We start from the raw sequence: 22354 nt of genomic DNA, 5'->3' as shown, positions 1-22354 counted from the left end.
CGCCTCCTACCGACCCCCTGGGGAACGCATTTTTATAATGCGGCACTCCTCAGCACTCCCTGCGACATGCCGCCCTCAGACTCCCGAGAACCCCAGGCTGGAAAGCCTCGCTCCGCTCCGTCCAAGCCCATGCATTGGTTTCCCAAGGCCTTGCTATGGCTGGCGGGCATCGCCGTCGCCGGCGCGCTGGCCCTGATGCTGACCGTGGCCGTGGCCCTGGCCATGGCCTACCCCAACCTGCCCGACGTGTCCGAGCTGGCCGACTACCGGCCCAAGCTGCCGCTGCGCGTGTACTCCAGCGAAGGCGCCCTGCTGGGCGAGTTCGGCGAGGAGCGGCGCACGCTGACACCCATCCAGGACATCCCCAAAGTGATGACCGACGCGGTGCTGGCCATTGAAGACACCCGCTTTTTCGAGCACGGTGGCGTCGACTACAAAGGTATGGCGCGCGCCGCGCTGGCCAATCTGGGCCGCGTGAAAAGCCAGGGCGCATCGACCATCACCATGCAGGTGGCACGCAATGTCTATCTGTCTTCCGAAAAAACTTTTACACGCAAAATTTACGAAGTCTTACTGACTTTCAAGCTAGAGCATCTGCTGAGCAAAAACCAGATTCTCGAGATCTACATGAACCAGATTTATCTGGGAAATCGGGCCTATGGCTTTGCCGCCGCCTGTGAAGCCTATTTCGGCAAACCGCTCAAGGACATCACCGTCGCCGAAGCCGCCATGCTGGCCGGCCTGCCCAAGGCGCCCTCGGCCTACAACCCGATCAGCAACCCCAAGCGCGCCCGCTCGCGCCAGCTCTACATCATCGAGCGCATGGAGGAAAACGGCTTCATCACGGCGGCCCAGGCCACTGAAGCCAAGGCCGAGCCGCTGAAGATCCGCACAGGCTCCTTCAACACCCGGGTGCATGCCGAGTACGTGGCCGAAATGGCGCGCCAGCTGATCTTTGCCCAGTACGGCAACGAGGCCTACACGCGCGGACTGAACGTCTATACCACCATCAATGCCGGCGAACAGGAAGCCGCCTACGCCGCGCTGCGCCGCGGCATCATGGACTACGAGCGCCGCCAGAAGTACCGCGGCCCCGAGAAGTTCGTGGCCCTGCCCGCCGACGCCGAGGACCGTGAAGACGCCATCGACGACACCCTGGCCAACCACCCCGACAACGGAGACGTGCTCGCCGCCGTGGTGCTGGATGCCAACCCGCGCAAGATCCTGGCGGCCCGTGCCGACGGCGAGCAGATCGAGATCACGGGCGAAGGCCTCAAGCCTGCCGAATCGGGCCTGAACCCCAAGGCACCGCCCAACATCAAGATCCGTCCCGGCGCCGTGATCCGCGTGGTCAAGACGCCCAAGAACACCTGGGAAATCACGCAGCTGCCCGAGGTGGAAGGCGCCTTCGTGGCCCTGGTTCCCCAGACGGGCGCCTTGCGCGCCCTGATCGGCGGCTTCGACTTCCAGAAGAACAAGTTCAATCATGTGACCCAGGCCTGGCGCCAGCCCGGCTCGGCCTTCAAGCCCTTCATCTACTCCGCGGCGCTGGAAAAGGGCTTCTCGCCCTCCACCATGATCAATGACGCACCGCTGTTCTTCAGTGCGGGCGTGACGGGGGGGCAGCCCTGGGAGCCCAAGAACTACGACAGCCGCTACGACGGGCCGATGACCATGCGCACAGGCCTGAACAAGTCCAAGAACATGATCTCCATCCGGCTGCTGCAGGCCGTGGGGCCAAAGCAGGGCCAGGAGTGGGTCACGCGCTTCGGCTTTGACGCCGCCAAGCACCCGGCCTACCTGACCATGGCTTTGGGCGCAGGTGCCGTCACGCCGCTGCAGCTGGCGGCAGGCTACTCCGTGTTCGCCAACGGCGGCCACCGCGTCAATCCCTGGCTGATTTCCCGCGTCACCGATCACAAAGGCCGCATCCTGTCCGAATTCACACCGCCCCCGGTGCAGGAACTGCCCCAAGCCATTGACGCGCGCAACGCCTTCATCATGGACAGCCTGCTGCAGGACGTGGCGCGCGTTGGCACGGCAGCGCGCGCGCAGTCCACGCTCAAGCGCCCCGACCTGTATGGCAAGACCGGCACGACCAACGATTCGGTGGATGCTTGGTTTGCGGGCTTCCAGCCCACACTGGCCGCCGTATCCTGGATCGGCTACGACACGCCGCGCAACCTGGGCAGCCGCGAGACCGGCGGCGGCCTGAGCCTGCCGATCTGGATCAGCTTCATGCAGCACGCGCTCAAGGGCGTTCCCGTGGCCGAGATGCCCGTGCCGCCCGGCGTCGTGAACATGGGCGGCGAGTGGTACTACGAGGAAAACGCGCGCAACGGCGGCGTCAGCAGCCTGGGCATGGACAGTGCATCCACGGGCAGCGCCGCAGGCGCCACGCCCCCGCCCGCCACCGAGGAACGCAACCGCATCCTCGACCTGTTCCGCAACTGAGGCGGTCGACCACGCAAGAAAGCCCGGCCATGCCGGGCTTTTCTTTTGGAGCCAGCCGAAAGCCGGGGTCTCAGCGTGCCGAGAACTGCAGCACCAGGCCCGATTGCTCGGTGGCGTAGCGGCTCAGGTTGGCGAAGAACTCGCCCGCGCCCTTGGTATCGAGCCAGGCGCCCTGCGACGCGTCGTAGCGGTAGTGGAAGCCGCCGGCCTTGGCGGCCAGCCAGATCTCGTGCAGCGGCTTTTGCTGGTTGATCACGATCTGGCTGCGGTTGGCAAAGACCAGGGTCACCATGCCTCCCACGCGCTGGGCATCGAGGTCGGCATCGGTTTCATCGTTGATGCGATCGCAGTCTTGCTCCACCGCCAGCAGCAGTCGTTCGGCAAGGTCCAGAAATTCTTGGTCGGTCATTACAATTCGCTTATGTTGAAAGCCTCGCAAATTCTAGTCAGGTGCATTGCCCTTGGGGCCTGTGCGGCGTCCCTTGCGGCCTGTGGGCAGAAGGGGCCTCTGTTCCTGCCCAGCTCGCCAGCCGCCAGCCACCGCGCCACGCTGCCGCAGACCCTGGGCATCTCCAGCCCGGCCGAGCGGGCAACGCCCGCACCGGCGCCCACCACCTTGCCGACCGGCCCCTCCAATGCAGCCGTCGAGGAAAGCTCCACGCCCACGGGCGCCTCGGACTCCCGCAGGCCACAGGCCGACTGACGCGGCAGCCGCACTGCGGCTTGATGCACGTCAACCCCGCTGCATGGCATGGCGCTTAGAGTGACCGCATCTTGTCCCTCGACAACCCGCCATGCCCGTAGAGCTTTACCGAGACAAAAACCACGCCTGCCTGATGTTCACCGACCTCATCGAGGAAGATGGACAGGCCATCCAGGCCAACCAGTTCCTCATCGTCGATGACGACACGGGCGCCATCATCGATCCGGGCGGCAATCTCGCGTTCAACGAGCTGTTCATGGGCATGTCTCGGCATTTCGCGCCGCACAAGCTTTCCTATCTGATTGCCTCCCACGCCGATCCCGACATCATTGCCTCGCTGGATCGCTGGATGACCAGCACCAAGGCCCAGTTGGTGATCTCGCGCATCTGGGAGCGCTTTGCGCCCCACTTCACCAAGGTCGGCAAGACCGAGAACCGCGTGATCGGCGTGCCGGACGCCGGCGGCCGGCTGCCGCTGGGCCGCCATGAGCTGCACCTGCTGCCCGCCCACTTCCTGCATGCCGAGGGCAACTTCCACTTCTACGATCCCGTCAGCCGCATCCTGTTTACGGGCGACCTGGGCGTGTCCCTGATGAACGGCATCGAGGCACAGGTGCCGGTGACCGATCTGGTGCCGCACATCGCGCGCATGGAAGGCTTTCACCGCCGCTACATGGTCTCCAACAAGATCCTGCGGCTGTGGGTGCAGATGGCGCGCCAGCTGCCCATCGACATGATCGTGCCCCAGCACGGCGCGCCCATCATGGGCGCCAAGGCGATTGCCGACCTGTTCAACTGGCTGGAAGGCCTGCAGTGCGGCATTGATCTGTTCGACCAGCGCAACTACCAGTTGCCCATGGCGGACATCGACCCCGTCACCCGCCAGCTGCGCCCTGCCCTGCGCGCCGTCGCGGGCTAGCTTCTGGCGCGCCGGCGGCGCAGTGCATGGGCCACACGCCAGCCCAGCAGCAGCGCAAGAATGGCGGCGTATACGCCGACCTCTGCGAAGTTGTTCTTGCCCGCGCGCATCCAGAAGAAATGCAGCAGGGCCAGCGGCGCCACCGCATAAATGCAGCGGTGCAGCCATTGCCAGCGCTTTGCGCCCATGGCCCGGAGCACACGGTGCGGCGATGTGGCGGCAAGCGCGGTCAGCAAGAGCAGGGCCGCAAAGCCCACGAGGATGAACGGGCGTTTGGGGATGTCGAGCACGATCTCGCCCCAGTCCAGCCCCATGTCGAACCACGCATAGCACAGCAGGTGCAGCACGGCGTAGAAGAACACATACAGGCCCAGCATGCGCCGAAAGCGCGCCAGCGCCGTCAGCCCCAGCGCCTGGCGCAGCGGTGTCACGGCCAGCACCACGCAAAGAAAGCGCAGCGTCCAGTCGCCCGTGGAGCGCAGCAGGGCCTCGGCCGGATTGGCGCCAAGAGTGTTCAGGATGGCTCCGGCCAGCAGCCACGCAAACGGCAACAGGCACACAAGAAACACCAGCGGCTTGGCCGCCCGGTGCAGCAAAAGGCGCTGTAACACCGTCATTGCATGGGCCGCATCAATAGAACTTCTTCAGATCCATGCCCGTGTAGAGCTGGCCGACCTGGGCTTCGTAGCCGTTGAACAGCAGCGTCTTGCGCTTCTTGGCGAACAGGCCATCCTCGCCAATGCGCCGCTCCGTGGCCTGGCTCCAGCGCGGGTGCGGCACGTCCGGATTCACATTGGAATAAAAGCCGTACTCGTTGCGCGCCGCCTTGTTCCAGGCCGTGCCCGGCTCCTTGTCGGTCAGGCGGATGGCAACGATGCTCTTGGCGCTCTTGAAGCCGTATTTCCACGGCACGACCAGCCGCACGGGCGCGCCATTCTGGTTGGGCAGCACTTCGCCATACATGCCGAAGGCCAGCAGCGTCAGCGGGTGCATGGCTTCATCAAGGCGCAGCCCCTCGGTGTAAGGCCAGTCCAGCACGCCGCTGCGCAGGCCCGGCATCTGCGCCTTGTCGGCCAGGGTCACGAATTCCACGTACTTGGCACTGCCCAGCGGCTGCACCTTGCGCAGCAGCTCGGCCAGGGAATAGCCGACCCAGGGAATCACCATGGACCAGCCTTCCACGCAGCGCAGCCGGTAGATGCGCTCTTCCAGCGGTGCGAGCTTGAGCAGCGCATCCAGGTCCAGTGTCTGCGGCTGCTGGACCAGGCCTTCGATCTTCACTGTCCACGGCCGCGTCTTGAGCGTGTGGGCGTTCTTGGCAGGATCGTCCTTGTCCAGGCCGAATTCGTAGAAGTTGTTGTACTGCGACGCATCGGCATAGGCGGTGACGCGCTCCATGGAGTTCGCACCCGGCACCTGCGAAGGCACGGAAGCCAGCGCCGCCAGCTTGCCGGGGCGCTGCACGCCTGCCGCCCAGCCCGGCAAGGCGGCACCGGCCGAACCTGCGGCCAGGTACTGCAGCCAGGCCCGGCGCTGCAGGTAGCTCGCCCGGGGCGTGATTTCGCTGCCTTGCGGATGTTGGAAGCCGTTGTCGTGGGAGCGGATCAGCATGGGAATCTCCGAAAGTGCCTGCTGCGGCAGGGGTACCGGGCGGCATGACGATTGGGAGCCTTGCAGGCCCGCGCAAGTTCCATGCTACGCCCCAGCCTCAACTGCCATGAAAAAGAGCCGGATACAAAAAGGGCTGCATGCGCGCCGGCGCATGCAGCCCTTTGTTCGGCGGCGGTCCGAATCAGCAGCGGATCACAGCTCGCCGTAGCTGTGCAGTCCCGACAGGAACATGTTCACGCCCAGGAAGGCGAAGGTGGTGATGGCCAGCCCGCCCAGCGCCCACCAGGCGGACACGGTGCCGCGCAGCCCCTTGACCAGGCGCATGTGCAGCCAGGCCGCGTAGTTGAGCCAGACGATCAGCGCCCAGGTCTCCTTGGGGTCCCAGCTCCAGTAGCCGCCCCAGGCCTCGGCCGCCCACAGCGCGCCCAGCACGGTGGCGATGGTGAAGAAGGCAAAGCCCACGGCGATGGACTTGTACATCACATCGTCCAGCAGCTCGAAGCTGGGCAGCCGCTCGGCGATGCGCTTGCGCGCCAGCAGGATGCCGGCCACGATCAGCGCCGAGACGCCGAAGTACACCATCCAGTAGCTGCCGCCGTTGTCGGTCGCACCCTTGCGGAAAACGATGGGCTCGAAGCACAGCACCACGCCCAGCATCCACAGCGGGGCGAGCTTGTACCAGCGCGTCTCCGTGGCCTGCTGCTTGATGAGGTAGGCGAAGGAGACCATGGCAGCCAGCGCGAAGGTGCCGTAGCCGATGAAGTTGGCCGGCACATGCAGCTTCATCCACCAGCTCTTGAGCGCCGGCACCAGGGGCTGGATCTCGTGCGCCTCGCGCACCAGCGTGTACCACAGCAAAAAGCCCACGGCCGCGCTGACCACCAGCATCACGAAGCCACCCAGGGCGCGCGTGTCGTAGTGCTGTTCGTAGTACAGATAGAACAGCGCCGTCATCCAGCAGAACATGACGAACACTTCATAGAGGTTGCTGACCGGGATGTGCCCCACGTCAGGGCCGATCAGATAGCTCTCGTACCAGCGCACCATGGTGCCCACCAGCGCCAGCGTCACGGCCAGCCAGGCCAGGCGCGAGCCCAGCAGCGACAGCGCCGTGCCCTCGCCCCGCGCAAACATGCCGATCCAGTAGAAGACGGTGCTGATGAAGAACACCATGCTCATCCAGAGGATGGCCGACTGGCTGGACAGGAAGTACTTGAGGCCGAACACCGTGTCCGAGCGCGCCAGCTGCGCCCCCTCCGGCCCCTGGTACAGCGCAATGGCCAGCAGCGACAGCCCGGCCACCACCAGCATCAGCGCCCGCAGCGAGCGCCAGAACCAGCCCAGCCAGATGGCCGCGGGAATGGTGCCGACCAGGATGCACTTCTCGTAGACATCCATGTACTCGCCATAGCGCTGCAGCGCATAGAGCAGCCCCGCCGCCACGAGGGCCGCAAACACCCAGTCGAACCAGTTGCGGCGGGCGAAGAAGCCCTCGTTGAGCGTCAAAGTCGTCGTGGTGGCGGTGTTCATGCGGAACCTCCGGGGGGTTTCTTGTGGATGGGCTCGGCGCCTATCAGCTTGCCGGCCAGCATGGCGAATTCTCTATCACCATCGAGCGTTTTGCGATTGGTGGACAAGGCCATTTCGGCATGGCTTTGGCCATCGCGGGGCGTGAGCCAGATCCAGATGCGGCGGTCGCGCACGTACAGCATGCAGAACACGCCGATGATGAGAAACAGGCAGCCCAGATACACCACGTTCTTGCCCGGCGCACGCGCCACCTGGAACACGCTGGCCTGCACCTGCTTGAAGTCCTGCAGCATGAAGACCATGGGCACGGGGTAGAACTGCGCGTCGCTGAGCGAGAACACGGCCTGTGTCATGAAGGACTGCGTCTGCTCGCTGGGCTCCAGCGGTGCCTGGCCGGCCTGGGCCCGCACGATCTGGGCCATCTCGAACAGCACGCCATTGAGAATGCGCACCAGCACCTCGCCCGCGCGTTCACGCTCGGCCGCGGGCACATTGCTTTCCATGAAATCGGAGATGGCCTGCAGCCCGCCCAGCGGCTTGCCATCGGGCCCCTTCTTGTCGGTCTGTCCCGCGAACAGCTCCAGCGCCTTGGTGGCCGACTGCGCCAGCGCACCGCTCAGCTCGGCGCGCGAGGAATCGATGGCCTTGGCCACATAGGCCCGGGCCGCCTGCTCGCGCAGTTTGGGATCCTGCAGCGCGCTGCGTAGGCGCAGGAAGGTGTCCATTTCGCTTTCGGGGTCGGCGGGAATGCGCAGATAGCGCATGGCGTCGGCCTGGTTGTCGCGCACGCCCAGCAGGAACACGCGCTGGCCGTCGCCCGTGTCCACGGGCAGCATGTAGTTCTGGAACTCGCGCGCCTGGCCCGCGGCATCGCGCAGCTTGTAGCGGATGCTGGGGCCGATGTTGCGCAGCTCCTTCTTGGTCACGGTCTTGTGGGCCGCGCCCAGGCGCTCGTCGATGGCCTGCTTCAGGTCCACCTTGCGCACATCGGTGGCGCTGCCACTGGCGCCGCCCGCACCGCCGAAGTTCTCGACGTTGATGGTGCGCAGCTCGGCAAACTCCAGCGTCAGCGCCTCGTCCTTGCCGTCGGCGAGCTTGCGCGTGAACTGGCTGGAGCCGCCAATCACGCCCTCGACATCGAAGGGCTTGGTCCCGGCCTCCAGCGGCACGGCATGCAGCTTCACCGACGAGCCGCCGTCATCAAAGCTGGACTGGTAGATCTCGATGCCGCGGTAGCTGGCCGGGTGGTTGACCTCGATGCGCTTTTCCAGCTTCTCGCCCGTGGCCTTGTCGTGGATGACGACCTCGCTGGCAAACAGCTTGGGCATGCCCGTGGAGTAGTACTCGACGATGAACTTCTTGAGCTCCACCGCAAAGGGCAGCTCCTGCAGCAGCACGCCATCGGACTGCGACAGGATGGCCGTGCCCGCCGTGCCGCCCTCGGTCACCAGCAGGTTGCCGCGGAAGGTGGGGTTGCGTTCGCTCAGCCGGTGCTGCTCGGACACCTCGGAGATCAGGCCACCGCCGGTATAAGGTGTTTTGCCTCCCAGCCACATCTGCGCACGCACGATAAGGTCACCGTCGAACAGCCCCCCCAGGCAGATCAGCACGATGGCGCCATGGGCGGCGATGTAGCCCAGCTTGTGGGCCGCGCCCGCCTTGGCCGCCAGCATCCAGCCCGTGCCGGGACCGGCCGCCGTATCGCGCTGCTGCAGCCGCACCTTCCAGCCGCCCGACACCAGCTGCTGGCCCAGGCGCCTGGCGGCTTCCTCGGTGCTGCCGGGCACCACATTCTGCGCACGGTGGCTGAAGGCCTTGAGGCTTTGCTCGCGAACGTTTTCCTTGAAATTGCGCAGATCGGCCAGGTATTTGGGCGCATGGCGTGCCACGCACAGCGAGGTGCTGATCACCAGAAAGGCCAGGATCAGCAGGAACCACCAGGCGCTGTAGACCGCATTGAGCTTGAGCGCAAGAAACAGCTGGGCCCAGAACGGTCCGAACTGGTTGACGTAGTTGCCCACCGGCTCATGCTGCTTGAGCACGGTGCCGATCACCGAGGCAATGCAGATGACCGTCAGCAGCGAGATCGCAAAGCGCATCGATGCCAGCAGCTCCAGCATCGCGCGCGCGGCCTGCGGGCGGGGGGAGGCAAGAGCGGCACCGGAAGAGTTGTCTGACATGAAGAGCGAAAAACCAAAACCCGAATGAAAAAAGCGGGACCATCTGCATTCATGCGATGGACCCGCCTGGCTTGGGGCGTCTATAGGGCAATAGGTTCCCGGTGATTACCCTGGGAACCGCATCGGTTCCGGGAGCACATCAACGCAGGCCAGCGATGTAGTCTGCCACGGCCTTGATTTCGCGATCGTTAAGCTTGGCAGCAACCTGCGTCATCTGAATGCTATTGCCGCGCTTGCCGTCACGGAAGGCCGTGAGCTGGGTGGTGGTGTAGTCGGCGTGCTGGCCGGCCAGACGCGGGTACTGGGCCGGGATGCCGGCGCCGTTGGGGCTGTGGCAGCCTGCGCAGGCGGCGATGTTGCGCTCCTGGATGCCACCACGGTAGATGCGCTCGCCCATGGCCACCAGGTCCTTGTCCTTAGCAAAGCCGTCCTTGGGCTTTTGCGCATGCAGCCAGGCGGCGATGTTCTTCATGTCAGGCTCGCTGAGCATGCTGGCAAAGCCCTTCATCACCGGGTCCTTGCGCTTGTCGTCCTTGAACTCCAGCAACTGCTTGACCAGGTACTCGGGATGCTGGCCGGCCAGCTTGGGCTGGATGGGCACCGTCGAATTGCCGTCAGCCGCATGGCATGCCGCGCAGACGGCGGTGTAGCTGGCCTCGCCCTTCGCCAGATCGGCCTTGGCCGCCTTCGGCTGAGCCGGGGCAGCAGGTGCCTCGCCAGCGGAGAAAGCGGGAAAGGCGGGGGCTGCAGCAAGAATGGCAGCCGTCAGCAAAGAGGCAAGCAACTTCATATCGAGGGCGTGGTTCTGTTGTTGAAAGCGCAAAATTCGGCGGATTCTACAATGGGGCCCCCTGTGATTGATATCGTCAGGAACCCTGCTTTCGCCCCTGCGCGCAGAGGAAGACACATTCCTTGATCGTGGTCACAAACTGGCCACGGATCCGGTGCGGAACATGTGTTTTTCGCAACCCAGCATATCGATCTGTGCCAGCGCGGCAATAAGGGCTCTACCCATGTGGCGCGCAATACCACACCCCTTCTTTCCCGGATTCCAGGTCCCTCGCCCGCCTCAGCCCGCGCCGAAGCGGCTTTCGGCCTGCCTGCGGAATTCCGAGGGCGTCATCCCCTTGATTTCAAGGAAGCGCCGGTTGAAGTTGGCCAGATTGCTGAAGCCGACCTGAAAACAGATATCGGCGATGAAGCAATCGGTCTGCATGAGCAGATGGCAGGCACTGTTGATGCGCACGCGGCTGACAAAGTCGGTGAAGCTGTTGCCTGTGGCACGGCGAAAGAAACGGCTGAAGCGGCTTTCGCTCATGCCCAGTTCGGCCGCCACGTCCGCCAGGCTCAGCGGCTCGTTCACGCGCGCCATGATGCGGTTGACCACCTCGTTGATCTGGTCCACCTGGGCCTCGGCCTGCACGCCCTGCATCTGCACGGCCGACAGCAGCCGGTAGTCCGTGCATTCGGAAAGATCGGACAGCAGATCACAAAAGGCCGCGAAGCGGCGCATGCCGCGCGCACCCCGGACCGCCTCCCAGTGCACGCGCGCTGCCTCGGCCATGCCGAAGAACTCGATGCCGTGCCGCGCGCGATCCAGCAGCTGCAGCACCTCGCGCATCTCGGGGATCTGCTCGGCCGCACGGGCAATGGGATCGTGGTTGAACAGGATGACGAGATCGCGTTCGGGCGCGCCGGCCTCGGGCACGTCGAACGATATCCAGTTGTGCGGCAGGCGCGGCCCGCACAGCACGAGGTGGCCCGGCTCGAACGGCCCTATCCAGTCACCCACGAAGGCACGGCCCGAGGTGTGGGTGATGAGATGCAGTTCGTACTCGTCATGGAAATGCCAGCGCACCAGCGGACTCGGGAAACCATGCGCCAGGCAGCGCACCAGGCCACTGCCCTCCACGTCTTCATAGCCCAGGGCGGGCGTGCGGACAAAGTCGCGCTCCAGTTCGGGATGGCGCTGGCGCGGCGGGCGGCGGCGTGTGCTGGGCATGGCAGTCGGTCAATCAGGGACGATGGAGACGGGCACAGGGCGCACGGTAACACCGGCGGCCGCTACGCCCTGTGGTGCTGCTGCGCCTGCGCAGCATCCAGGCCCGCAAGCGCGGCATCCAGCTCCGCACGCCAGGGCGGCTGGGCGCCGGCGCGCGTGCAGTTGAGCGCGGCAGCCGTGGCCGCAAAGCGCAGCACCTCGCGCCACGCGGCATCTGGCAGGGACTGCAACTGCTGCGCCTGCTCCACGCCGCGCTCAAGCAACGCCACGGACAGTGCCGCGCCAAAGGTGTCGCCCGCGCCGATGGTGTCCGCCAGCGGCACTGCAGGCGGGCGCACCGACAGCGGAGCGCGACCTGCGCGCAGCAAGGTGGCGCCCTCGGCCCCCTGCGTGAGCACCACGGCCCTGGGCCCGCGCGACAGCCAGCTCCCGGCAGCCTCCAGCACCGGCTGACCGGGCGCGATGAAGGCCGCATCCTCGTCGCTGAGCTTGACCAGGTCGGCCAGGGCCAGCCAGGCCAGGCAGTCGCGCCGGAAGGCCTGCGCATCGCGGATCAGCGTGGGACGCACATTGGGGTCGAAGACGATGAGGCGCCGACCGCGCTGCGCGGCCACCAGATCCAGGATGCGCGGCCCCGCCGGCGCATGCAGCAGCGCGATGGAGCCGAACTGCAGGATGCGGCATTCGTCCGGCAACTTCGGCAGCTCGGCAGGCGCCCACAGCGTGTCGGCCGTGCCCTGCATGTAGAAGGCATAGCGGTTGGTGTGTTCGCCGCGCTCCACAAAGGCCAGCGTGCTGGGCGCGCTGCAGCGCTGCACCAGGCGCATGTCCACGCCGTTGCGCTGCAGGTGCGCGAACAGGCGCTCGCCAAATAGGTCCTCCGAGAGCTGCGAGACAAGGCCCGTGGCCTGCCCCAGCCGTGCCGCCGCGATGGCGCCATTGGCGGGCGCCCCGCCCTCATGGCCCTGGAAGGCCAGGCCACCCGTGGCGGTGAAATCGATCAGGGCCTCGCCCACGATGGCTATGCGCATGTCAGCTCCGCCTTGTGCATGTTTCGGTTCTGTCCACAAATGCCCGTACCCGCTCCGAGGCCCGGCGCACCGACTCCACCAGCTGCGGATGGCCTGCCACCTCGCCCCACAGCAGCGGCTCGGCGCACAGCGAGGCCACGGGATCGGGCGCCGCGCAGATGGCATGCGCCACCGCCGGGTCCATGGCCTGGTCCTGGTACGCATAGGGCAGTGTGCCCCGGTGCCAGCGCTGCAGGAAGGCCAGGAACAGCGCAGGCAGCATGGCCGCGGCATCGATGGCGGCGTTGTCCGCCAGCCGCTCGCGCAGCGTGGGCGCGATGAAGCCGGGGATCTTGGCAAACCCATCGGCCGCCACACGCTGGTTGGTGTCGCGCAGGGCCGCATTGCCAAAGCGCTCCAGCACCGTGTCACGGTAGGCCGGCAGGTCCAGCGGGCTGGGCCGGCCCGGTGCGCAAAGGCAGGCGATCACATCCCGGGTCACGTAGTCCCAGGCCATTTGGCGTATCGCGGGCACGGCGCAGCCTTCGTGGATATGCTCCAGGCCCGCCAGCGTCCCGGCCCAGGCGATGCAGCTGTGGCTGGCGTTGAGGATGCGGATCTTGGCCTCTTCGTAAGGCGCCACCGAGGGTACCAGCTCCACGCCCACGGTCTGCCAGGCGGGGCGCCCGGCAATGAAGCGGTCCTCGATCACCCATTGCGTGAAGCGCTCGGCCATCACCGCGGCCTCGTCGTCGCGGCCGGTGGCGGCCAGCACGCGCGCGCGCAGCTCAGGTGGCGGGCGGGGAGTGATGCGATCGACCATGGCGTTGGGGCAGCTGGTATGCCGCTGTGCCCAGTCGGCCAGCCCATGCAGCTGTGCCTGGCGCATGAAGGCCAGCAGGCCGGAGCGCAGGCGGTCGCCGTTGTGGCGCAGGTTGTCGCAGCTCAGCAGCGTGACGGGGCCGGCATCGGTGGCGCGGCGCGCCTGCAGGATGGCGCAGAGCACGCCATAGAGGGTGGTCCCCGCCTCTCCCCGGCGTGCGCGCTCCAGGTCCTGCGCCAGATCGGGATGCGCGGCGTCGAGCGCTCCCTGACCATCCAGGCAGTAACCGGCCTCGGTGACCGTGAAGGAGATGATGCGGGTGGCCGGCCAGGCGCCCCGCTGCACGACGGCGGCCAGCCCGGGCGCGTACGGAATCACCTCGCTCAAGGCATCCATCCACTGGTAGTGCACCGTGCCGTTGGGCGCAATCGTCTCCAGCGTGTAGGCACCGCCTTGTCGCACCAGGGCGTCCAGCGTCTGCGCCATGTCAGGGCGCAGGTTGGCGCCCGCCAGCGCCCACTGCGTGTCGCCCGCATCCATCAATCGCTGCTGGTAGGCAGCCTGGTGCGCGCGATGGAAAGAGCCCAGCCCCAGGTGCAGCACCGTGGGGCGGGAAAGGGAGGGGGCAGTCGCGTTCATGGTGTCCCGGACAAAGGGATAGGAAGAGACGGAAAGAAGAAGGCAGGGCTCGGCCGCCAGGCTCAGCAGGCCGCCAGCGCACGGCCATCGCGGTCGAACAGATGGAGCATGCAGCCCGGGTCGAGGGACACCCTCACCCCATCGCCCACGGCCAGCGGCATGCGCTCGGTCTGGCGCGCCACCAGCGGCACGCCGGCCACGTCCACATGGACCAGCGTGTCGGCACCCAAGGCTTCGATCAGGTCCACGCGCCCCTGGACGCCAGCCCCATCACTGGGACCTGCATCTGCCTGGGACAGGCGCAGCGCCTCGGGGCGTATGCCCAGCGTGCCGTCCCGCGGCAAGCGCCCCTGCGTGCTGGCCGACAGGCCCGGCACGGCATGGGCCGCCAGCAGGTTCATCGGCGGCATGCCGATGAACTGCGCGACAAAGCGGTTGGCCGGGCGGTCATAGAGCTCCAGAGGAGAGCCCACCTGCTCGATGGCGCCGTCGCGCATCACCACCACGCGGTCGGCCAGGGTCATGGCCTCCACCTGGTCGTGCGTCACATAGATGGTGGTGGCGCCCAATGCACGGTGCAGCTTGAGGATTTCCACGCGCGTGTTGCCGCGCAGCGCCGCATCCAGATTGGACAGCGGCTCGTCGAACAGGAAGACCTTGGGCTCGCGCACGATGGCGCGTCCGATGGCCACGCGCTGGCGCTGCCCGCCCGACAGCTCGCCCGGGCGGCGCTCCAGGCAGGCCGTGAGATTGAGCGTTGCTGCCGCCCGGCCGACCTTGCGCAATATCTCCTTGCGCGGCACGCCCGCCAGGCGCAGCGCAAAGGACATGTTGTCGTACACGCTCATGTGCGGGTACAGCGCATAGCTCTGGAACACCATGGCCAGATCGCGCCGGCCCGAGGGCGCGTGCGTGATGTCGCGCCCATCGAGCAGCAGATGGCCCGCGCTGACGGACTCCAACCCCGCGATCAGGCGCAGCAGCGTGGATTTTCCGCAGCCCGAGGGGCCGACGAAGACGATGAACTCGCCGCGCTCGATGGCGAGGTCCACGCCACGGATGATGTGCGCCTCGCCAAAGCTCTTGCGCATGTCTTGCAGTTGCAGATAGGCCATGGTTTTCTTGGTTGGAAGAGCGGCTACTTGACGGCGCCGAAGGTCATGCCCTGCACCAGTTGCTTCTGGCTGAACCAGCCGAACACCACGATGGGCGCGATGGCCAAAAGCGAGGCGGCCGAAAGACGGGCCCAGAACAGCCCCTCGGGGCTGGAGTAGGAGGCGATCAGCGTGGCCAGCGTGCCGGCGCGCGCGCTGCTGAGGTTGAGCGACCAGAAGGCCTCGTTCCAGCTCAGCACCAGACACAGCAGGCCCGTGGAGGCAATGCCGCCCAGCGCCAGCGGCAGCACCACATGGCGGAACTCGGCCCACAGGCCGGCGCCATCCATGCGCGCGGCTTCGAGGATCTCGTGCGGGATGTCCTTGAACGCGCTGTAGAGCATCCACACCATGATGGGCAGGTTGGACAGCGTGAAGACCACGGTCAGCACCGTGAGCGTGTCCAGCAGGCCGGCGCCCTGGGCCAGCACGTAGATGGGCAGCAATGCGCCCACGGCGGGCATCATCTTGGTGGACAGCATCCACATCAGCACATCGCGTGTGCGCCGCGTGCGAAAGAAGGCCATCGAATAGGCGGCGGGCACGGCGATGGCCAGGCCCGCCAGGGTGGACCCCAGGCTGGTGACCAAGGAGTTGCGCGCGTGCAGCAGGTAGTTGCTGCGCTGCTGCACCTCGCCGAAGTTGGCCAGCGTGGGCTCGAACACGAACAGCGGCGGCACGGCAATGGCCTGCAGCTCGGTCTTGAACGCGGTCAGGAACAGCCAGCCCAGCGGAAAGAACAGCAGCAGCGCCAGCGCCCAGGCCGCGGCGGCACGCAAGGCGGTGGAAAGTGAAGGGGCCGTCATGCGCTCAGTCCAGGCTCTTGCCGACGATGCGGATCAGGAAGACGGCAACGATGTTGGCCAGCACCACGGCGAACAATGCCCCCGCAGAGGCCACGCCCACGTCGAAATGCATCAGCGACTGCTTGTAGATGAGATAGGTGAGGTTGGTGCTCTCGTTGCCCGGGCCTCCCGCCGTGGTGATGGCGATCTCCGCAAACACGCCCAGCAGGAAGATCATCTCGATCATCACCACCACCGCCATCGGTCGGGCCAGATGGGGCAGCGTGAGGTGGTGGAAACGTTGCAGGGCATTGGCGCCGTCCATGCGCGCCGCCTCCATCTGCTCGCGGTCCAGCGACTGCAGCGAGGTGATGAAGATCAGGCAGGCAAAAGGCAGCCACTGCCAGGACACCATGATGACCACGGACAGCAGCGGCACCTCGGTCAGCCAGTCCACAGGCTCCAGGCCCAGCGCCCTGCACAGGCTGGCCAGCACGCCGTAGATGGGATTCATCATCATGTGCTTCCACAGCAGCGCGTTGACGGCGGGCATCACGAAGAAGGGCGAGATCAGCAGCACGCGCACCATGCCGCGGCCCGGAAATGGCTCGTTGACCAGCAGCGCCAGCAGCACGCCCAGCACCACGGTGATCGACACCACGCTGGCCAGGAACACCAGGGTCTGGCGCACGGCGGGCATGAAGTCCGGGTCGGTGACGAAGAACTCGTAGTTGCGCCGGCCCACGAAGGGGTGGCCGCCCGGCTGCATGAGGTTGTAGTCGACGAACGAGAAATACACCGTCATCAGCAGCGGCACCAGCATCCAGCACAGCAGCACGGCCACGGCGGGAGCCATGAGCGCGCGGGGCAGCAGGCGCGTCATGGGCGCGGGGCTTGGTCGAAGCATCGAGGCAGCCATCACTTGTAGTAGCCGCTTTTCCTCATCTCGCGGTCCGCCAGGGTCTGCGAGGTCTTGAGCGCCTGCTCCACCGTGGCTTTGCCCGACAGCGCCGCACTGACTTGCTGCCCCACGGCAATGCCTATGGCCTGGAACTCGGGGATGGCCACGTACTGCACGCCGATGTAGGGTGAGCGCGGCTCGGTCGCATCGCTCAGGCTCACGCTGTCGATGGCGCTTTTCTCGGCGCCGGCAAAGTCCGCGACTTTCTGGAACTCGGCGCTCGCATAGGTGGACTGCCGCGTGCCCGTGGGAACGGCGCGCCAGCCATGCTCGCGCGCCACCAGCTGCACATACTCCTTGGAAGTGGCCCATTTGATGAAGGCCTGGGCCGCATCCACCTTCCTGGAGCTGGCGGGAATGGCCAGGTTCCAGGTCCACAGCCACGTCGCCCCCTTGGGCGTGGAGGCCACGGGAGCGGCCGCATACGCCACCTTGCCGGCCACCTTGGACTGCCGTGGATCGCCCACGAACGAGGCCGCAATGCTGGCATCGACCCAGGCCGCGCACTTGCCCTCGTTGAACAGCGCCAGGTTCTCGTTGAAGCTGTTGGCCGATGCGCCGGGCGGCCCGTAGGCCTTCAGCAGCTCCACATAGAAACCCACCGCCTTCTTCCAGGCCGGTGTGTCCAGCTGCGGCTTCCATTGCATGTCGAACCACTGGCCACCGTGGGTGTTGACCATGGTGGTGACCAGGGCCATGTTGTCACCCCAGCCCGGCTTGCCGCGCAGGCAGATGCCGTAGACGCCAGCCTTGGGATCATGGGCCTTGGCGGCAAATTCCCGCACCTGCTCCCAGCTCGGCTGCGCGGGCATGGTGAAACCCGCCTTTTCGGCCAGATCACGGCGGTACATGAGCATCGATGCCTCGCCATAGAACGGCAGGGCGTGGAGCCTGCCTTCGTGCGACAGGCCCTTGCGGATGGAAGGCAGCAAGTCGTCTGCGTCATAGGCGGCATCGGTGGCAATCGGCAGCAGCCAGCCATTCCTCGACCAGATCGGCACCTCGTACAGGCCCACCGTCATCACGTCGAACTGGCCGCCCTTGGTGGCGATGTCGGTGGTCACTCGCTGGCGCAGCATGCCCTCTTCCAGCGTGACCCATTTGAGCGTGATGCCGGGATGGGCCTGCTCGAAGCGGGCAGAGAGTTTCTGCATCTCGATCATGTGGCCGTTGTTCACGGTCGCAATCACGAGTTCGGTGTCGGCCTGTGCGCCGGCGGCCGATGCGGCCACGGCCAGCGCCGCGCCCGCCCTGAGCAAGCTGTGCATGTCTGTCTCCTTCGCAATGAATGCTGTGGTCTTCGCGGTCCATCCCTGCCGCTGGTGACCGATTGTGGGGACAGGCCTGCGGGTGCATTGGTACGGGCAGCCCGGCCGCTGATACTTCTATGCACATACCTGGCTAGAGATATCCCTGATCTGCGCAACACACTATCTGCGAGCAGCGGTCTGGCGAGAGCCGCTCCTAGAATGCTGGCCATGACTTCCAGCGAGCAGACCATGGCCATGCAGATCGCCCCGGTTCCTCCCAGCGCCCTGGGCGAATCGCCCTTCTGGCACCCCGCTGATCGCCGGCTCTACTGGTGCGATATCCAGGGCCTGCGCATCCATGCCTGGGACCCGGCCAGCGGCCAGCAGCAAAGCTGGGCCACGCCCAGCGAGCCCGGCTGCTGCGCGCCCACGGACAAGGGCCGCATCGTCATCGGCCTGCGAGACGGCTTCGGCCTGCTGGATCCGGCCACCGGCCACATCACCATGCTGGCCGGCCTGGACCACGATCCACGCCAGTTCCGCCTCAACGACGGCCGCTGCGACCGAGCCGGCCGCTTCTGGGCCGGCTCCCTGTTCGCACCAAAGACCGCGCCCGAGGCGGCACTGTGGTGCCTGCGCGCGGTGGACAACGGCGGCTACGCGGTCCAGCGCATGGCAGGCGACTGCACCACGGCCAACGGGCTGGCCTTCAGCCCCGACGACGCATGGCTGTACTGGGCCGACACGCCCGCACACCGCATAGACCGCTTTGCCTTCGACCTGGATACCGGCACGCTGGGGGCCCGCGCACTGTGGAAGGCCTTCGCGCCCCGCACGCAAGGGCGCCTGTACGGCGGCCGGCCCGATGGTGCCTGCGTCGACACCCGGGGCCACTACTGGGTGGCCATGTACGAAGGCGGCTGCGTGCTGCGGCTGGACCCGCAGGGCGAAGTCGTGCAGCGCATCGAGACGCCCGTGCGCTGCCCCACCATGGTCTGCCTGGGCGGAGAAGACCTGCGCACGCTCTACATCACCTCCGCCTCGCACGGCCGCCCCGAGGAAGAACGCCGGGCCGCCGTGCCTGCCGGGGCGCTGATGCATTGCCGCGTCGAGGTGCCAGGGCTGCCGGTCAACTGTTTCCGGGAGGCGTAGAGCGGGGCCAGGCCCTCAGGCCATCAGGCCCGCAGCCGCTGCAGCAGGCCGGCGGTGGAGGCGTCCAGCCCCGCCATGTCGCCATTGCCCAGGCGCAGCTGAAGGTCACGCGCCAGCAGCTTGCCCAGCTCCACCCCCCATTGGTCGAAGCTGTTGATGCCCCACAGCGCGCCGGCCACGAACACGCGGTGCTCCTGCAGCGCAACCAGCGCGCCCAGCGCCGCAGGCGTGAGCGCGTCCAGCAGCAGGAAGCTGCTGGGACGGTTGCCGGGGAAATGGCGGTGCCCGTCCTCGCTGGCGCGCCCCTGCATCAGGGCCTGGGCCTGGGCCAGCGCGTTGGCCAGCAACTGTTCCTGGTGGCATGGCAAGGTGTGCGAAGCCTGCTTCACCGCAATGATCTCCAGCGGCACGATGTCGCTGCCCTGGTGCAGCATCTGGAAGAAGGCATGCTGCCCATCCGTGCCGGGCTCACCCCAGAGCACGGGTGCCGAGCCCAGCGCCAGCGGCCGGCCCTGCCGGTCCACGCGCTTGCCGTTGCTCTCCATCTCCAGTTGCTGCAGATAGGCCGGCAGGCGCCGCAGGCCTGCGTGGTAGGGCGCGATGCAGCGGCTGCCAAAGCCCAGCAGATTGCGGTACCAGACGTCGAGCAGGCCCAGGCGCACGGGCAGATTGGCCTGCAGCGGCGACGTGCGGAAATGCATGTCCATGGCGTGCGCACCGGCCAGCATGGCGCGAAACGCGGCAGCGCCTACGGCAACGGCCACCGGCAGTCCGATGGACGACCACAGCGAATAGCGCCCGCCCACCCAGTCCCAGAAGCCGAAGGTGGTGGTGATGCCCATCTGCGCCGCCGCAGCGGCATGGGTGGTCAGCGCGACGAAATGGCGGGACACCTCGCTGCCGCCGTTTGCGTGGAACCAGTCGAGTGCGCTGCGCGCATTGGTCAGCGTCTCCTGCGTGTTGAACACCTTGGAGGCCACGATGAACAGCGTGCTGCGCGGCTGCAGGCCCACGAGCACGGCCTGCAGCGCATGGCCATCCACATTCGAGACGAAGTGCATGCGCCGGCGCGCATCGCCCAGGCCTTGCAGCGCCTGGACCGCCATCTGCGGCCCCAGACCCGATCCGCCTATGCCCATGCACACCACATCGGTGATATCCGCATCCGCACGCACGCGCTCGGCATAGGCCAGCATGGCATCCAGCGTCTCGTGCACCTGGGCCAGCGCCCAGGCCAGGCCCGGCGGCGCATTGCCGGGCGGATGGCGCAGCAGCGTGTGCAGCGCCGCACGCCCCTCGGTGGAGTTGACGGCCTCGCCCGCGAACATGGCGTCGCGCTGGCGCTCCACCTCGCAATCGCGGGCCAGCTGCAGCAGCAGGTCTTCGGCCTGCGCGTCCCACAGATTCTTGGACAGGTCCGCAAAGCAGTGCGGAGCCTCCTGGCTGAAGCGCGCGAACCGGGCGGGGTCAGAGGCGAAGGCACCGCGCAGGTCGAACTCGGGCATCACGGCCCGGGCGTGGTTTTGCAAAAGAGGCCAGGCGAGGGCGTGATCGCAACGGATAAGCATGGGGTTCACCGACAGGGCTTCTTGCAGAGAAGTAATCAAATTACAACAATCATCATCTGAAGCTTCAATCAAATGACGTGGTACCTCTATAATTTATTCGATTTCCTCAAAAATTGGTAACTCAGTTACCAAAATATTCACCTCGGGAGGCAACATGGGTTTCGATCTGGTCTTGTTTGGCGGCACGGGCGATCTGGCATGGCGCAAGCTCATGCCGGCGCTGTTCCAGGCGTTTCGCCATGGCACCCTGCCCGAGGGCGGCCGCATCCTGTGCGTGGCCCGCGATGACCTGAGCGACGACCAGTACCGCGCCCTCATCCAGTCGCGCTTTGACGGCGTCGAGCTGTCCAAGCGCCCCAACCCCGAGGAATTCGCCCGCTTCGCAGACCTGCTGCACTACCTGCGCATGGACCTGTCGCAGCCCGCCGACTACGGGAAGCTGGCACAGGCGCTGGCCGCGCGCGACGCAGAAACGGTGGTGATGTACGTGGCCACCGCCCCCAGCCTGTTCACCACGGTCTGCGAGCAGATCGCCGCCGTGGGCCTGAACGGCCCGCGTACCCGCGTGGTGCTGGAAAAGCCGCTGGGCCACGACCTGGCCTCCAACCAGGCCATCAATGCCACGCTGCGCAAGGTGCTGCGCGAAGAGCAGGTGTTCCGCATAGACCACTACCTGGGCAAGCCCTCTGTGCAGAACCTTCTGGCGCTGCGCTTTGGCAATGCGCTGTTCGAGCCGCTGTGGCGGCGCGAGACCATTGCCAACATCCAGATCACCATCGCCGAGGAACTGGGCGTGGAAAGCCGGGGCGCGTTTTACGACCAGACCGGCGCGCTGCGCGACATGGTGCAAAACCATGCGCTGCAGCTGCTGTGCGCCATCGGCATGGAGCCGCCGATCAACGCATCGGCCCATGCCATCCGCGACGAAAAGCTCAAGGTGCTGCAGTCGCTCAGGCCCTGGACGCCGGAAACCCTGAGCCAGCACGTGGTGCGCGGCCAGTACCTGGCCGGCGCCAGCCAGGGCCAGCCCGTGCCGGCCTACCAGCAGGAAAAAGGCGTGGCGGCGGGCAGCCAGACCGAGACCTTTGTCGCCCTGCGCACCGAGATCTGCAACTGGCGCTGGGCCGGCGTGCCCTTCTACATCCGCACCGGCAAGCGGCTGGCAGGAAGGGACGCGCGCATCGTCGTGAACTTCCGGCCCGTGCCCCACCCGATCTTCCGCTCGCCCCTGTCCGAAGCCAATCGCCTAGTGATCAATCTGCAGCCCAAGGACGGGCTGGAGCTGCACCTGCTGGCACAGGGCGCCACCCAGCAGCAGGCCGAGCCTTCGCTGGCCCCCGTGCACCTGAACCTGGACTTCGACCAGCGCTTCGGTGCCAAGCGCGTGGGCGCCTACGAGCGCCTGCTGCTGGACGTGATCGCCGGCAGGCTGAACCTCTTTGTGCGCAGCGACGAGCAGGAACAGGCCTGGCGCTGGGTGGAACCCATCCTTCAGCACTGGCGCAGCGACACCTCGGGGCCGCGCGGCTATGCGGCGGGCAGCTGGGGGCCCAGCGCAGCCAGCGCCATGATTGCGAGGGATGGCTTTTGCTGGAGCGAAGAGGTTTAGGCTC

General features: G+C 66.5%; 19 protein-coding genes. 5 read left to right on the top strand and 14 right to left on the bottom strand.

Annotation, left to right across the window (positions count from 1 at the left end):
- Positions 1-129 precede the first annotated feature (129 nt).
- Positions 130-2454: a penicillin-binding protein 1A gene (locus ACRSCF_RS05360; RefSeq protein WP_017406662.1), complete on the top strand. Its 2325-nt coding sequence runs from the start codon at positions 130-132 to the stop codon at positions 2452-2454.
- A gap of 70 nt (positions 2455-2524) precedes the next feature.
- On the opposite strand, the gene cyaY is transcribed toward ACRSCF_RS05360, so the two are convergent.
- Positions 2525-2863: an iron donor protein CyaY gene (gene cyaY, locus ACRSCF_RS05355; RefSeq protein WP_016445535.1), complete on the bottom strand. Its 339-nt coding sequence runs from the start codon at positions 2861-2863 to the stop codon at positions 2525-2527.
- A 12-nt stretch (positions 2864-2875) separates the two neighbouring features.
- On the opposite strand from cyaY, the gene lptM reads away from it, so the two are divergent.
- Both lptM and ACRSCF_RS05345 read left to right on the top strand, forming a co-directional pair.
- A complete protein-coding gene (gene lptM / locus ACRSCF_RS05350; protein WP_082254145.1) occupies positions 2876-3157 on the top strand; it encodes an LPS translocon maturation chaperone LptM in 282 nt (93 codons plus the stop codon).
- Between the two features lie 91 nt (positions 3158-3248).
- Positions 3249-4076, top strand: coding sequence for an MBL fold metallo-hydrolase (locus ACRSCF_RS05345; protein WP_012207382.1), 828 nt, complete (start codon positions 3249-3251; stop codon positions 4074-4076).
- Here the strand turns inward: ACRSCF_RS05345 and ACRSCF_RS05340 are convergent.
- From ACRSCF_RS05340 to ACRSCF_RS05285, 12 genes are all read right to left on the bottom strand, one after another.
- Positions 4073-4693: a sulfite oxidase heme-binding subunit YedZ gene (locus ACRSCF_RS05340; RefSeq protein ID WP_026062808.1), complete on the bottom strand. Its 621-nt coding sequence runs from the start codon at positions 4691-4693 to the stop codon at positions 4073-4075. The genes ACRSCF_RS05345 and ACRSCF_RS05340 overlap by 4 nt on opposite strands.
- 13 nt (positions 4694-4706) lie before the next feature.
- Positions 4707-5687 carry a protein-methionine-sulfoxide reductase catalytic subunit MsrP gene (gene msrP / locus ACRSCF_RS05335; RefSeq protein ID WP_016445533.1) on the bottom strand — a complete coding sequence of 327 codons (981 nt, stop codon included), beginning with the start codon at positions 5685-5687 and terminating at the stop codon, positions 4707-4709.
- Positions 5688-5879: 192 nt separating this feature from the next.
- On the bottom strand, positions 5880-7217 hold the full coding sequence (ccsB, locus tag ACRSCF_RS05330; protein WP_016445532.1) for a c-type cytochrome biogenesis protein CcsB: 1338 nt from the start codon (positions 7215-7217) through the stop codon (positions 5880-5882).
- Complete coding sequence (locus ACRSCF_RS05325; RefSeq protein ID WP_267178062.1) at positions 7214-9397, bottom strand: cytochrome c biogenesis protein ResB; 2184 nt, start codon at positions 9395-9397, stop codon at positions 7214-7216. The genes ccsB and ACRSCF_RS05325 overlap by 4 nt, the downstream gene beginning before the upstream one ends.
- Positions 9398-9536: 139 nt before the next feature.
- On the bottom strand, positions 9537-10187 hold the full coding sequence (locus ACRSCF_RS05320) for a c-type cytochrome (RefSeq protein ID WP_016445530.1): 651 nt from the start codon (positions 10185-10187) through the stop codon (positions 9537-9539).
- Between the two features lie 279 nt (positions 10188-10466).
- Positions 10467-11399 (bottom strand): AraC family transcriptional regulator, encoded by a 933-nt coding sequence (locus ACRSCF_RS05315; protein WP_016445529.1) that lies wholly within the window; start codon positions 11397-11399, stop codon positions 10467-10469.
- Positions 11400-11461: 62 nt separating this feature from the next.
- A complete protein-coding gene (locus ACRSCF_RS05310) occupies positions 11462-12430 on the bottom strand; it encodes a carbohydrate kinase family protein (protein ID WP_016445528.1) in 969 nt (322 codons plus the stop codon).
- A gap of 1 nt (position 12431) precedes the next feature.
- Positions 12432-13871 carry a D-arabinitol 4-dehydrogenase gene (gene dalD / locus ACRSCF_RS05305; protein WP_432675268.1) on the bottom strand — a complete coding sequence of 480 codons (1440 nt, stop codon included), beginning with the start codon at positions 13869-13871 and terminating at the stop codon, positions 12432-12434.
- Between the two features lie 62 nt (positions 13872-13933).
- Positions 13934-14986: an ABC transporter ATP-binding protein gene (locus tag ACRSCF_RS05300; protein WP_432675266.1), complete on the bottom strand. Its 1053-nt coding sequence runs from the start codon at positions 14984-14986 to the stop codon at positions 13934-13936.
- Between the two features lie 23 nt (positions 14987-15009).
- Positions 15010-15831 carry a carbohydrate ABC transporter permease gene (locus ACRSCF_RS05295; protein ID WP_026062016.1) on the bottom strand — a complete coding sequence of 274 codons (822 nt, stop codon included), beginning with the start codon at positions 15829-15831 and terminating at the stop codon, positions 15010-15012.
- Between the two features lie 4 nt (positions 15832-15835).
- On the bottom strand, positions 15836-16693 hold the full coding sequence (locus ACRSCF_RS05290; protein ID WP_151019603.1) for a carbohydrate ABC transporter permease: 858 nt from the start codon (positions 16691-16693) through the stop codon (positions 15836-15838).
- A gap of 35 nt (positions 16694-16728) precedes the next feature.
- The gene (locus ACRSCF_RS05285) at positions 16729-18039 is read right to left on the bottom strand and encodes an ABC transporter substrate-binding protein (protein ID WP_017403960.1); all 1311 of its coding nucleotides are present in this window, start codon (positions 18037-18039) and stop codon (positions 16729-16731) included.
- A 231-nt stretch (positions 18040-18270) separates the two neighbouring features.
- On the opposite strand from ACRSCF_RS05285, the gene ACRSCF_RS05280 reads away from it, so the two are divergent.
- On the top strand, positions 18271-19173 hold the full coding sequence (locus tag ACRSCF_RS05280; RefSeq protein WP_191625525.1) for an SMP-30/gluconolactonase/LRE family protein: 903 nt from the start codon (positions 18271-18273) through the stop codon (positions 19171-19173).
- A 23-nt stretch (positions 19174-19196) separates the two neighbouring features.
- On the opposite strand, the gene pgi is transcribed toward ACRSCF_RS05280, so the two are convergent.
- Positions 19197-20741 (bottom strand): glucose-6-phosphate isomerase, encoded by a 1545-nt coding sequence (gene pgi, locus ACRSCF_RS05275; RefSeq protein ID WP_432675262.1) that lies wholly within the window; start codon positions 20739-20741, stop codon positions 19197-19199.
- A 154-nt stretch (positions 20742-20895) separates the two neighbouring features.
- Between pgi and zwf the strand changes: the two genes are divergently transcribed.
- Positions 20896-22350, top strand: a complete 1455-nt coding sequence (gene zwf / locus ACRSCF_RS05270; protein ID WP_047217124.1) for a glucose-6-phosphate dehydrogenase — start codon at positions 20896-20898, stop codon at positions 22348-22350.
- The last annotated feature ends 4 nt before the right edge of the window (positions 22351-22354 follow it).

The sequence above is a fragment of the Delftia sp. 11MD genome (assembly GCF_050907895.1).
In the GTDB taxonomy this organism is placed as follows: Bacteria; Pseudomonadota; Gammaproteobacteria; order Burkholderiales; family Burkholderiaceae_C; genus Comamonas; species Comamonas tsuruhatensis.
The sequence above is the reverse complement of the archived record's forward strand: the minus strand, read 5'-3'. Positions and strand labels throughout refer to the sequence as shown.